The organism is Streptomyces sp. CB01580, assembly GCF_001905795.1.
In the GTDB taxonomy this organism is placed as follows: domain Bacteria; phylum Actinomycetota; class Actinomycetes; order Streptomycetales; family Streptomycetaceae; genus Streptomyces.
Genome location: NZ_LIXJ01000054.1, coordinates 1 through 11944, shown reverse-complemented (window position 1 = coordinate 11944; position 11944 = coordinate 1). Strand labels below are relative to the sequence as shown.

13 protein-coding genes are annotated in these 11944 nt (G+C 69.3%); 9 read left to right on the top strand and 4 right to left on the bottom strand.

Going from position 1 to position 11944, the window contains the following annotated elements; genetic code table 11:
- Nucleotides 1–6 precede the first annotated feature (6 nt).
- The 3 genes from AMK22_RS36335 to AMK22_RS36325 are packed head-to-tail and all read left to right on the top strand — an operon-like array spanning nt 7 to nt 3730.
- Entirely contained in the window at nt 7–2004 is a 1998-nt protein-coding gene (locus AMK22_RS36335) for a discoidin domain-containing protein (protein WP_073791948.1), read from the top strand.
- Between the two features lie 8 nt (nt 2005–2012).
- A complete protein-coding gene (locus AMK22_RS41625) occupies nt 2013–2471 on the top strand; it encodes a GH36 C-terminal domain-containing protein (protein ID WP_073791947.1) in 459 nt (152 codons plus the stop codon).
- Nucleotides 2468–3730, top strand: a complete 1263-nt coding sequence (locus AMK22_RS36325; RefSeq protein ID WP_073791945.1) for an MFS transporter — start codon at nt 2468–2470, stop codon at nt 3728–3730. Before AMK22_RS41625 ends, AMK22_RS36325 begins: the two co-directional genes overlap by 4 nt.
- A gap of 141 nt (nt 3731–3871) precedes the next feature.
- Here the strand turns inward: AMK22_RS36325 and AMK22_RS39000 are convergent, their stop codons facing one another.
- On the bottom strand, nt 3872–4351 hold the full coding sequence (locus AMK22_RS39000; RefSeq protein ID WP_199883426.1) for a hypothetical protein: 480 nt from the start codon (nt 4349–4351) through the stop codon (nt 3872–3874).
- Between AMK22_RS39000 and AMK22_RS36315 the strand changes: the two genes are divergently transcribed.
- Both AMK22_RS36315 and AMK22_RS36310 read left to right on the top strand, forming a co-directional pair.
- Entirely contained in the window at nt 4332–4532 is a 201-nt protein-coding gene (locus AMK22_RS36315; protein WP_199883425.1) for a TetR/AcrR family transcriptional regulator, read from the top strand. The genes AMK22_RS39000 and AMK22_RS36315 overlap by 20 nt on opposite strands.
- Nucleotides 4529–4846 (top strand): hypothetical protein, encoded by a 318-nt coding sequence (locus tag AMK22_RS36310; RefSeq protein WP_073791940.1) that lies wholly within the window; start codon nt 4529–4531, stop codon nt 4844–4846. The genes AMK22_RS36315 and AMK22_RS36310 overlap by 4 nt, the downstream gene beginning before the upstream one ends.
- A 93-nt stretch (nt 4847–4939) precedes the next feature.
- Here AMK22_RS36310 and AMK22_RS36305 read toward each other — a convergent pair whose 3' ends face one another.
- A complete protein-coding gene (locus AMK22_RS36305) occupies nt 4940–5575 on the bottom strand; it encodes a TetR/AcrR family transcriptional regulator (protein ID WP_073791938.1) in 636 nt (211 codons plus the stop codon).
- 61 nt (nt 5576–5636) lie between these two features.
- Between AMK22_RS36305 and AMK22_RS36300 the strand changes: the two genes are divergently transcribed.
- The 3 genes from AMK22_RS36300 (at nt 5637) to AMK22_RS39825 (ending at nt 9551) form a co-directional block, all read left to right on the top strand.
- Nucleotides 5637–6971, top strand: a complete 1335-nt coding sequence (locus AMK22_RS36300; RefSeq protein ID WP_073791937.1) for a GH1 family beta-glucosidase — start codon at nt 5637–5639, stop codon at nt 6969–6971.
- A gap of 744 nt (nt 6972–7715) precedes the next feature.
- Nucleotides 7716–9260, top strand: a complete 1545-nt coding sequence (locus tag AMK22_RS36290) for an FMN-binding glutamate synthase family protein (RefSeq protein ID WP_073791935.1) — start codon at nt 7716–7718, stop codon at nt 9258–9260.
- A 123-nt stretch (nt 9261–9383) separates the two neighbouring features.
- On the top strand, nt 9384–9551 hold the full coding sequence (locus AMK22_RS39825) for a hypothetical protein (RefSeq protein WP_158072131.1): 168 nt from the start codon (nt 9384–9386) through the stop codon (nt 9549–9551).
- Nucleotides 9552–9691: 140 nt separating this feature from the next.
- Here AMK22_RS39825 and AMK22_RS36285 read toward each other — a convergent pair whose 3' ends face one another.
- The gene (locus AMK22_RS36285) at nt 9692–10819 is read right to left on the bottom strand and encodes a serine/threonine-protein kinase (protein ID WP_079186596.1); all 1128 of its coding nucleotides are present in this window, start codon (nt 10817–10819) and stop codon (nt 9692–9694) included.
- A gap of 35 nt (nt 10820–10854) precedes the next feature.
- Complete coding sequence (locus tag AMK22_RS36280) at nt 10855–11304, bottom strand: hypothetical protein (protein ID WP_073791932.1); 450 nt, start codon at nt 11302–11304, stop codon at nt 10855–10857.
- Nucleotides 11305–11402: 98 nt separating this feature from the next.
- On the opposite strand from AMK22_RS36280, the gene AMK22_RS38990 reads away from it, so the two are divergent.
- On the top strand, nt 11403–11944 hold a 542-nt coding region (locus tag AMK22_RS38990), incomplete at its 3' end, for a hypothetical protein (RefSeq protein ID WP_073791931.1).

Here is an 11944-nt window from a genome sequence, read left to right as displayed (position 1 = left end):
ACCGCGATGGCCCTGGCACTCGGTCCGATACCCAGCTCCGCGGCGGAGCCCGGCTGGTGGAATCCGGCGGCGCGGCCCGCGCCCGACTCGCAGATCAACGTCACGGGCGAGCCCTTCAAGGGCACCGACGCCCAGGGGCGGGTCAGGGGCTTCGCCGACGTCCACGACCACATCATGTCCAACGAGGGCTTCGGCGGCCGGCTGATCTGTGGCAAGCCGTTCTCGGAGCAGGGTGTCGCCGACGCCCTCAAGGACTGCCCCGAGCACTACCCCGACGGCTCGCTCGCCATCTTCGACATGATCACCAAGGGCGGCGACGGCAAGCACGATCCCAACGGCTGGCCCACATTCAAGGACTGGCCCGCCCACGACTCGCTGACCCACCAGCAGAACTACTACGCCTGGATCGAGCGGGCGTGGCGCGGTGGCCAACGGGTGCTGGTCAACGACCTGGTCACCAACGGCGTGATCTGCTCGGTCTACTTCTTCAAGGACCGCGGTTGCGACGAGATGACCGCCATCCGTCTTGAGGCGCAGAAGTCGTACGACATGCAGGCCTTCATCGACAGGATGTACGGCGGCCCCGGCAAGGGCTGGTTCCGGATCGTCACCGACAGCACGCAGGCCCGCGAGGTCATCGAGCAGGGCAAGCTGGCCGTCGTCCTGGGGGTCGAGACCTCCGAGCCGTTCGGCTGCAAGCAGATCCTGGACGTCGCGCAGTGCGGCAAGGAGGACATCGACCGCGGCCTGGACGAGCTGCATGAATTGGGCGTGCGCAGCATGTTCCTGTGCCACAAGTTCGACAACGCCCTGTGCGGGGTGCGCTACGACTCCGGCGCGCTCGGTACGGCCATCAACGTGGGCCAGTTCCTGTCGACCGGCACCTTCTGGCAGACGGAGACCTGCCGCGGCCCGCAGCACGACAACCCCATCGGCAACGCGGAGGCGCCCGAGGCGGAGAAGCGACTGCCGGCGGGGGTGTCCGTCCCCGCGTACGCCTCGGACGCGCAGTGCAACACCCGTGGGCTGACCGACCTGGGCGAGTACGCGGTGCGCGGCATGATGAAACGCGGCATGATGCTGGAACTCGACCACATGAGCGTCAAGGCCGCAGGGCGGGCCTTGGACGTCCTGGAATCCGAGTCGTACCCGGGCGTCATCTCCTCGCACAGCTGGATGGACATGGGCTGGACCGAGCGGCTCTACAAGCTCGGCGGGTTCGCCGGCCAGTACATGAGCGGCTCCGAGGCGTTCAGCGCGGAGGCCAGGCGCACGGACGCGCTACGCGAGAAGTACGGGGTCGGCTACGGCTACGGCACCGACATGAACGGTGTCGGCGGCTGGCCGGGCCCGCGGGGCGGGGACACCCCGAACCCGGTGAAATACCCCTTCCGCAGCACGGACGGCGGCTCGCTGATCGACAAGCAGACCACGGGCGAGCGCACGTGGGACTTCAACACCACTGGCGCCGCGCACTACGGGATGGTCCCGGACTGGATCGAGGACATCCGGATCGTCGGCGGCCAGAAGGTCGTGGACGACCTCTTCGCGGGCGCCGAGTCCTACCTCCGCACCTGGGGGAACTCCGAGAAGCACAAGTCCGGGGGGAACCTGGCCTCGGGCGCGGCAGCCTCGGCGTCCTCGTCGGAGTGGTGGAACCCGTTCGTCAGCTTCGCGCCCGGCCGGGCCGTGGACGGCGACACGGGCACCCGCTGGGCCAGCGAGTGGAACAACGACCAGTGGCTGCGGATCGACCTCGGATCCACGAACCCGGTCGAGCGCGTCACGCTCGACTGGGAGGCGGCGTACGCGAAGTCGTACCGTGTCGAGCTGTCGGAGGACGGCACGAACTGGAAGGCGGTGTGGTCCACGGCGGCCGGTGACGGTGGCCTGGACACGGCGCGGTTCGCCAAAACTCGCGCGCGTTATGTACGGATCCAAGGGCTGGAGCGAGGCACCCAGTGGGGCTACTCGCTCCGAGAGGTCGGCGTCTACGGCGACTGACGGCACCAGTGCGGCAGTGTCCAGGGCCGGGGCCGACCGGATCAGCTCTCCCGATCCGGCCGGCCCCGGCCGGCTTCCCGGCGCGCTCGCCGCCCGCGCCGCGCAGAGCGCAGGGAATCACGCGCCGCGAACTCGGTCACCGTCCGTCCCCGAGAGACCCTCACGCCCGACAGCCGGAATCGGCTTCCCTCGGTGAGGAGTACGCGGTCGAGGGCGGTCCGCGCTTCGGGGCGCCGTCGCTGACGGTCCGGTTCGACGAGGTCGTCGTCTTCCAGTTCCAGCCGTCCGCGCCGACCCGCACGGCCGCCCGTACCCGCCTGAAGGGCCTTGCCCCCGACGCACGCCACCGGGACGAGGCCACCGGCGCCGTGCACGAGGGCGCCGTCCCGCTCAGCCACGGTCTCCCGCCGCTGCCGTCCTTCGACCGGACGAGCGAGCTCGTCCACCTCAAGAGAGTGCCCCGATGACCCTCGCCCCCGAACGGCCCGAGGCCCTCGCCGAGCCGAATCGCAAGGTCGGCTCCGGCTGGATCGCCCTGTACGTCCTGGCCAACATCGGGATGTTCGTCCCGATGCAGGCGCCGACCACGTTCCTGATGCCCGCGCAGATCGCCCGGATCGACCCGGCGGGGAAGGTCGGCAGTTACGCCTGGGTCAGCATGATGGGCGCGATCTCGGGAATCGTCATCGCGCCGCTGGCCGGCGCGCTCAGCGACCGCACCACCAGCCGGTTCGGCCGCCGCCGACCGTGGCTGATCACGGGCTCGCTGGTCTGCATGGCGGCGCTGGCCTGCATCGGCGTCCAGACGACGGTCGCCGGAGTCGCGCTCGGCTCTCTCGTGCTGTCCGCCTCTTTCATGGTCATCGGTGCCGGACTCTCCCCGGTGGTGCCCGACCGGGTCCCGGTCGGGCAGCGCGGTGTGGTGCTGGGCTGGGCCATGGTCCCGCAGGCCGGCAGCATGATCGCGGGCGGGCTACTGCTCGGGCTTGTCACGGGCTTCCCCGCACAGTACCTGCTGATGGCCTCGCTGCCGCTACTGATACTGCTGTTCGCAACCGCCATGAAGGACCCGCCGCTCCCCCGCCGGTACCGCGAGCCGTTCTCGCTGCGCGCCTTCCTGGACGGCTACCGGATCAGCCCGCGCGAGCACCCCGGCTTCATCTGGGCGATGAGTTCCCGGTTCATCATGGGACTGGGCTACGGCCTGGGCACGCTCTACATGCCGTACTTCCTGGACGACGTCCTGCGCTACGAGCAGTTGTTCCCCGGCCGGTCCACCGAGGACGGCCTGCTCATCGTGATCGGCGTCAACTGCCTGGCCACGATCTCGACGGTCGTCCTCAGCGGCTGGCTGTCCGACAAGCTGGGCAAGCGACGCATGCTGGTCTTCCTCGGCGGCGCGACGATGGCCGTCGCCGCGATCCCGCTCGCGCTGTCGCCCACGTGGACCATGACGCTGGTCGCAGCCGTCATCCTGGGCCTGGGCTACGGCGTGTACCTGGCCGTCGACACCGCCCTGGTCACCGAGGTGCTCCCTGCCTCGGCGGACCGCGGCAAGGACATGGCCCTGGCCAACCTGATGACTTCCCTGCCATACGTTATGGCTCCCCCGATCGCCTCGATCGTGCTCGGCGGTCCGGGAGGCTACCGCTCGCTCTTCCTCTGCTCCGCGGCCATGTCCGTGCTCGGCGCGGTATTGGTCTGGAAGGTCAAGAGCGTCCGTTAGCGCTCAGCAGGGCGGCGACGTCCTCCGGCAGCACGTCTACGTCTGGACGAAGACTGCAGACAAGATCCTCGAACACCTCACCGGCTGTCTGAACAGAACTCCCGACTTAGTGGTAGGCGCCGTAAATCCTTCGGGGGTTGATCACGCTGCCGGGGCGACGGAGGACTCTTCGTGGTGATCGGTGGTGTGCCGGTCGAGCCTGGCCGGCAGATCGTCCAGGTCGGCGGTGGTGGACTTCCACTGGAACGGCTGTGCCGTGGCGTTGTAGCGGTCTTCGAATTCTCGGAGCCGGTCCGTGAGCTTGGTGAGGTCGGTGAAGTCGTTGGGTGAGACGACCTTGCGCTGGACGACGGAGAAGTAGATCTCCACCTGGTTCAGCCAGGAGGCATGTACGGGTGTGTGGACCATGACCGTGTTCTCGTCCGCGCTGATCACGTACTCGTCTTCGCCCAGCTGTTCGCCCTGCCAGGTGCGGGCGTACAGGTCCAGTACCCGGGCGGCCTCGGTCCGGAAGCCGGGGTCGGTGATGAAGATCCAGGAGCGGTGCTGCCAGGGCTTGATCGCATCCTCGGTCAGCCAGCGGCGCGCATCCGCGGCGGAGGTGGCCCGCCGTGCCTCCATCGCCAAAAGCGCGCTCTTCTACCACTTCAAGAACAAGGACGAACTGCTGCATGCCGTCGTCGACGACCTCTACGCCCTCGCGGCCCAGGAGATCGTGAAGGAGATGGCCACGGTGGACGGGCCGCAGCAGGCGCTTTCATCTGCTCACTGGCCACATCCCGCCCCTTCCTCCTGGACATGACCATCAAGCTCAGCACGCCAGAGCTGGCGGACCGCCTCGCCCACCTGTGGCAGCACAGCGCCGTATTCCACCGATGGATACGCACCACAAGCCTCGCCTGGGGCACAGCATTCCTCGTCGATGCCGGTGCCCGCATCCTCATGGCCTACACGCTCCCCGTCGACACCGTTCCCCTGCTCAGCGTCGTCCTCCTCATCGCCGCACTGACCATCGCGCAAGGCAGCTGCCTGATCCTTGGACGGCGCAGCGGTGCGCTCAAGCTACTCAAGCCCGGCGCAAGTTCAGCAGCACCCCAGGCCGAGGGCGCCTGCTGACAACATGGATCGGCTGCCGGTAGCAGCACTGAGCGGCAAACACACATGGCCGACTCCACCGTCAGCCTCCGAAGGATTTACGACGCCGACCACTTAGTTGCCAGGGGGCCGGATTCGATCGGTCAGATAGCTGTTGAGCACTCGTTTGCACTCGGCGATCAGTTGGGAGTCGCCCTGCGGATCGGTACGGAAGGCCAGTTTCAGCACGCTGTCCGCGCACTCCAGGGCCACCCGCACGGCGATCTCGAGTTCGGCGTCGCCCTGGACCCCGGTCAGGGTGGCGGTCACTGCGCGCAGCCGTTCGGCGACCGCGGTGTTGTTGTCCAGGGCCGGCTCCAAGGTGTGGTCCTGTCCCGCCGCGCCGAAGTCGACCACGCCGAAACCGGTGATCGTCCGGCGCATGGTGACGAACTCGTCGACGGTCACATCCACGATGCCCGAGACGCCTTCGGGCTTCTCGCGCTCCAGCCGGGCCGCGACCCGCTCCAAGAAGGTCTCCAGGTTGCGGGCGGCGAGCGCGCCGATCAGCCCCTCCCTGTCGGAGAAGAACTGGTAAAGGGTGCCGATGGGCACCTCGGCCCTGCGGGCCACCTCCTTGGTGGTCAGCGCGGCATAGCCGACCTCGTCCAGGAGTTCGGCGCAGGCATCGAGCAGCCGTTCGAAGCGTTCGGCGCTGCGCTTCTGGACTGGCAGCCGACGCAGCGTCCCTGCGGTGCGATCTTGATTCACGCTTCCATCATCCCATCGGACGACCTAACATGAGTCCTACTCATGTTTCAGGAGGTAGGGCGTGGCACTGGACCATCTGTCCGCGGACTTCATCTGGGGCGCCTCGACGGCGTCGTATCAGATCGAGGGCGCCACCAAGGAGGACGGTCGCGGACCGTCGGTATGGGACACCTTCACCGCCCGCCCCGGTACAGTCCGCGACGGACACACCGGTGACGTGGCCTGCGACCACTACCACCGGTACGAGGAGGATCTCGCGCTGATGGCCGAGGCGGGCCTCACCGGCTACCGCTTCTCCATCGCCTGGCCCCGGATCCAGCCGACCGGTAGAGGTGAGGTCAACCCCCGGGGCCTGGACTTCTACGACCGGCTGGTCGACGGCCTGCTCGCACGCGGAATCGAACCTGTCCCGACGCTGTTCCACTGGGACCTCCCACAGGGCCTCGAGGACGGCGGCGGCTGGCTGAACCGCGACACCACGCATCGCTTCGCCGAGTACGCCGCCATCATGGCCGACAAGCTGGGCGACCGCGTCCAGAAGTGGATCACACTCAACGAGCCGTTCATCCACATGGTCTGGGGCTACGGCCTCGGCACCCACGCGCCGGGCCGCACCCTGTTCCTGGACTGCCTGCCGGTCGCCCACCATCAGCTGCTCGGCCACGGCCTGGCGCTGAGAGAGCTGCGGGCACGCGGCCTCCAGGTGATGATCGCCAACAACTGCACCCCGGTCTGGCCCGCCTCGGACGCTCCCGCCGACCGCGCCGCCGCGCAGGCCTATGACAACCTGCACAACCGCCTGTTCAACGACCCGATCCTCACGGGCACCTACCCCGACCTGTCGGCCTTCGGCGCGGACACCACCCTCGGCGGCTCCGTCCGGGACGGCGATCTCGAACTGATCTCGGCCCCCCTGGACGCGCTCGGCATCAACTACTACAACCCCACCCGGATCCAGGCGCCGACGTCCGAGGGGCTGCCGTTCGAAGAGGCCCCCATCGAGGGCTACCGCCGCACCGCCTTCGACTGGCCCGTCGTCCCCGACGGTCTACGGGAACTGCTCGTCGGCCTCAGGGAACGCTACCCGGCGCTCCCGCCGGTCTACATCACCGAGAACGGCTGCTCGGTCGAGGACGTCATCACCGCGGACGGCACCGTTCCCGACCTCGACCGCATCGACTACCTGGACACCCACCTCCAGGCCGTCGACGCCGCCGTGGCCCAGGGCGTGGACGTGCGCGGCTACTTCACCTGGACCCTGATGGACAACTTCGAATGGGCCGAGGGCTTCCACCAGCGCTTCGGTCTCGTCTACGTCGACCACGACACCCAGGTCCGCACCCCGAAGGCGTCCTTCGCGTGGTACCGCGACCTCATCCGCGCCCAGCGCGGTTGAGCCGCCCGCCGGATTCGCACGGATTTTGTACGCGCTCCGACGGTTCCCGGATGCCGAACTCGCACCCGGGCCGGATCAGCGGGAACGTCACGTACATCTGCAGCAAGGCGACGACGAGGCGGAAGTCGTCAGCCGGGACCGGGGCCGCCATGCATGTGAATGGGCGGTGTTGTGGCAGGGCTGGTCGGCAATCGGGGTGATCTCGTATGGATGAATCGGCCTTGGTGGCACAGCTGGCAGTGGCGACCTTTGGGGCTGTCATGGGATGGCTGTCGACCCGCGTGGTGTGCTCGGAGATCGCGCGGACAGGCGGGAGCCGGGATCGCGCTGCCGCCCCACGGCCCGTACCGCTCGGGCTCGTCCCACCAGACCGTCCCGGCTCGGAACTTCCACAACGATCCCGTCGAGAACCCGCCGGTCGTCCAGCCGCTTGCGCCCTCGCGGCGAAACGAGCAACAGCGGCCGGACGAACTCCCACTCCACATCCGACAGTCCATGACGACGTATCACCCGATCCACCACACGAGATCGTTTGAGGACACGACCCGGGGCCAGGGAATGCCGGCCGCGTGGCCGGACTCACGCCCCCCTGCGCCGCCCGCCCATCCGCGCGACCTCTAATATCATGTGGCGTTTCGTCGTCGGACACCGATGCCTGCCTGGTCGTGTCCGCCGCCCAACGCCCACGACGTCCCCCGCACAGCGATGGCGTCGGGTATCGAGCAGTCGAGGAAAGGAACGTTCATGCGCGCTCGGAGCATCGGCGCTGCCGCCGCAACAGCATTGGCGCTGGTGGCTGCCCGCGACCTCGTCCAGAGGAAGCACGCACTGCTCAGAAACTTCCCTGTGATCGGGCACGCCCGGTACCTCTTGGAGACCATCGGGCCGGAGCTGCGGCAGTACGTCGTGACGTCCAACGAGGAAGAGCGCCCGTTCAGCCGCGACCAGCGCACCTGGATCTATGCGTCGGCGAAGGAAGAGAACAACTACTTCGGGTTCGGAACCGACGTAGACGTCGAGCACGTGCAAGGGCACGCGTACGTGAAGCAGCGCACGTTCGCCGGCACGCTGCCCGACCTGCACGACCCACAGGCGCCGCTGCCCTCGGCCAAGGTGCTGGGCGGCCCCCGCGGGCGCGCCAAGGCGTTCCGGCCGGCGAGCGTCGTGAACATCTCGGCGATGAGCTTCGGATCGTTGTCCGGCGCGGCCATCACGGCGCTCAACAAGGGCGCGGCGCTGGCCGGCACGATGCAGAACACGGGTGAGGGCGGCCTCTCGCCGTACCACCGCAACGGCGGTGACCTCGTCCTCCAGATAGGGACGTCGTACTTCGGTTGCCGCAACGAGGACGGCACCTTCAACCTCGACAAGCTCAAGGACGTGGTCGCCGGCGCCCCGGTCAGGGCGATAGAGATCAAGCTCTCCCAGGGCGCCAAGCCGGGGCTCGGCGGGATGCTGCCGGGCGCGAAGGTGACCCCCGAGATCGCCGAGATCCGTGGCATCCCGGCCGGCAAGGACTGCGCCTCCCCCTCTCGGCACACCGCGTTCCACGACGTCGACTCGATGCTCGACTTCGTGGAGCTGCTCGCCACCGAGACCGGTCTGCCGGTCGGGATCAAGAGCGCTGTCGGGGAGATGAGCTTCTGGCAGGAGCTGGCCATGCTGATGGCGCGTGGCGATCGCGGGGTCGACTTCGTGACCATCGACGGAGGCGAGGGCGGTACCGGGGCGGCTCCCCTGATCTTCACCGACTCGGTGTCGCTGCCGTTCCGGATGGGCTTCTCCCGCGTCTACGGCACGTTCGCCGAGCGGGGTCTGACCGACGACCTCACCTTCATCGGCTCCGGCAAGCTCGGCCTGCCCGAGAACGCCGCCGTCGCCTTCGCCCTGGGTGTCGACATGATCAACGTCGCCCGCGAGGCCATGCTGTCCATCGGATGCATCCAGGCACAGAAATGCCACACCGACAAGTGCCCCACCGGCATCGCCACCCAGAACCCCTGGCTGGTGCGCGGCGTCGACGCGCCCTCGAAGGCCGCCCGGGCCGCTGTCTACCTGCGCACCCTGCGCAAGGAGCTGCTGAAGGTCTCGGGAGCTGTCGGCGTCGCCCACCCGGCACTCATCACCACCACCGACATCGAGATCATGAACGGCGACTACGACGCCCGCACCCTGGCGAGCGTCTACGGCTACAAGGACGGCTGGGGCGAACTCGGCCCGGAGCTCGCCCAGGAGATCACGGCACTGCTCACCACCGGACCGACCCCTCTCCACAAACCGGCCGGCTGACGCGCGACGAGTTGCCGGCGGGTGGCCGGGCCGTGTCCGAGCGATCTTGCGGGGCTTTTACGATCAGGTCGTGGATGAGGTAGCCGCCGGGGCCCGGTTCTGCTTGAGGCGGGGAAGGTCACCGTGGCCGAACCGGTCGTGGGCGGTGTCAACGTCCGGACCCCTGCCGTACTGTCCACGCGCACCCGTACGGCCTCGACGTGGACGATCGGTGTCCGGGCCCTGGTGGTGTGCGGCTCGTCGGTGCTCGGTCGGCCCGGTGCGGTCCCGATCGTGCCGGACATCTTTTGATCGCACGTTCCGGGCGCGGCGTCGGCCGTGGCCGCGTGTCCACCGGCCGGGGGCCGTTCGGGGCGGCGTGAGCTGTGCACACCGGTCGCCCGGTACGGGCGTCTCGGAGGATCGGCCAGGATCGGTGGAACGACGGAGGGTCAGTCCTCGGAAGCGGTCGGTTGCCATGAGTAACGGCGTGTGTCGGGGATGTGCCTGCACATCAGGATGTAGCCCTCGGGGCTGAAGGCGACGTCGTACTCCCGGTCCGCAGGGCAGGGGCTGAATGCGGTGGGCCCTTCGGGGTCGGCGGGGCCGCGCCGGGCGTCGGCGGGGACGGCGGGGGCGGGGGCCGTCGGCGGGCGGCTCCCCGAGGGGGCGGCCGGGTGGTCGGGGCTGCCGCTGGTCAGCGCTGCCGTCGTGGCGAGGCCCGCCAGGAGCGCGGCGCCGACGGCGAGGGCTGCCCAGAGGCGTCGGCGTCGGGGGGACCGGTCGGTGACGGGAAGGGGCGCCTCGCCGAGCTGGTCGGCGATGAGGAAGGGCTCGTCCTGCCACTGCAGGGGCCAGTGCTCGAACCCGTGGGCGATGCGGGCGGCGGTGATCGCGTCGAGGGCTGCCGCCGCGGTGGGCCGGTGCTCGGGCCGCTCTGCGGTCATGGCGGCGAGCAGTGCCGGCGGGGCGCCCAGGACGCGCAGTACGAGCCCGGCGGCGTAGATGTCCTGGGCGGGGGAGCTGCCGGCTCCGGCACGGATCTCGGGGGCGAGGTAGTCGGGTGTGCCCGCGACGTAGGCGGGTGCGGTGAGCTGGAGGTGGGGCAGGACGCGGGCGATGCCGAAGTCGCCGAGGTAGGCGTGGGGGCGGGCGGCCCCGGTCGCGGCGAGGAGGATGTTGGAGGGTTTGACGTCGCGGTGCACGAGGCCGGCGCCGTGCACCGCGACGAGCGCGTCCAGGATCTGTTCGGCGAGAAGCAGGCCGACGGCGGGTGGCAGTTCGCCGTAGTCCGCGAGAAGCCCGGCGAGCGTGCCGCCGCGGACCAGGGGCAGCACCAGCCAGGCCTCGCCGTCACGGACGAACCAGTCGACGGGGGCGAGGACATGGGGGTGCCCGATGCGTACCGACTGCTCGCACACCAGCCGCAGCAGCGACTCGACGTCGGCACCGCCGGTGACCTTGACTGCCACGTCCTCGCCGTGGCGCGTGTCCACGGCTCGCCAGACCGTGCCCTGGGCGCCGCTGGCGATTGGTGCGAGCAACCGGTAGCGGTCGGCGAGCATCCCCCCTGCTTCCATGCACCGTAGCGTACCGGCGCACGGGGTCGTCGGCGTCAGGCGCCGGCCAGCGTGAGGATCACGGTGTCGGCGGTGGTGGTGATCTGTACGGCGGTATTGCCCGAGGTCGCGGTGAACGTGCCGCCGATGTCGATCACGGTGTACTGGTCGCCTTCGAGGGCGGACCGGTAGGCGTCGAGCGTGGCCTCGGGGTCGTCCGTACGGTACGTGAGGACGTACGCGCCCTTGCCCCCCGTCACGGAGGTGAGCTCCCCCTCCGGCAGCGGCAGGCCGGCGGGCAGGTCATCCGGGGCCTTCACGCCGGAGGCGGCGGCGTCGGCAGGGGCGCCCGTATCGTCGGAGGCGGCGGCGTCCGAATCGGCGGTGGCGGTGGCAGCGGGCTTGTCGGAGCCCTCGGGGGCGGCGCCATCGCTGCCGCAGGCGGTCAGGCCGAAGACGGTGAGGGCGGCGACAGCGGCGAACGAAGTGGTGCGCGTCCAGGACACAATGACTTCCCGTCAATTGAGGGTGGGTCGAGCTTCCGAAGGAAGATTGACACATGAAAACAGTTTTTGACAAGTGTAAAAACTGCTAGCGTGGACCCATGGACCAGACCACCACGACGCGCAACCAAGAGCTCCAGCGCCAGTGGTACGGCGCTCCGCTCGGTGAACTCTGCCGGGACCTGTGCACCCTGTTCGCGGTGACCCAGTCCGGCCTCGCGGACATCCTCGGGGTCTCACCGGCCATGCTCAGCCTCGTCATGAGCGCCCAGCGCGCCCGGATCGCCAACCCCGACGCCGCGGCCCGCCTCTCGTCGGTGCTCCACCTCGCCCACGACGTCCGTACCGGCGCCGTGCCGGCCGCGACCGCACGCGAGACGCTGGCGACCATCCGGGCCAGCCGTACCCCCGGCCAGGACTCACTGGGCACCACCTCACACCCGCCCGCTCCTTCCCAACCGGCGCCGCCCCCCGCCCGCAGCCCGGCCCAGGACCCGGACACGCACTTCGCCCTGCGGCTGCGCGATCTGCTCAACTCCCGTGCCGGGGCCGCGGAGATCCTGGCAGCCGCGGCCCTCCTCGAAGCCGACCACCCCGGCCTCGCCGACATCCTCCGCACCTGCGGCGCGGGAAGAACCGACGA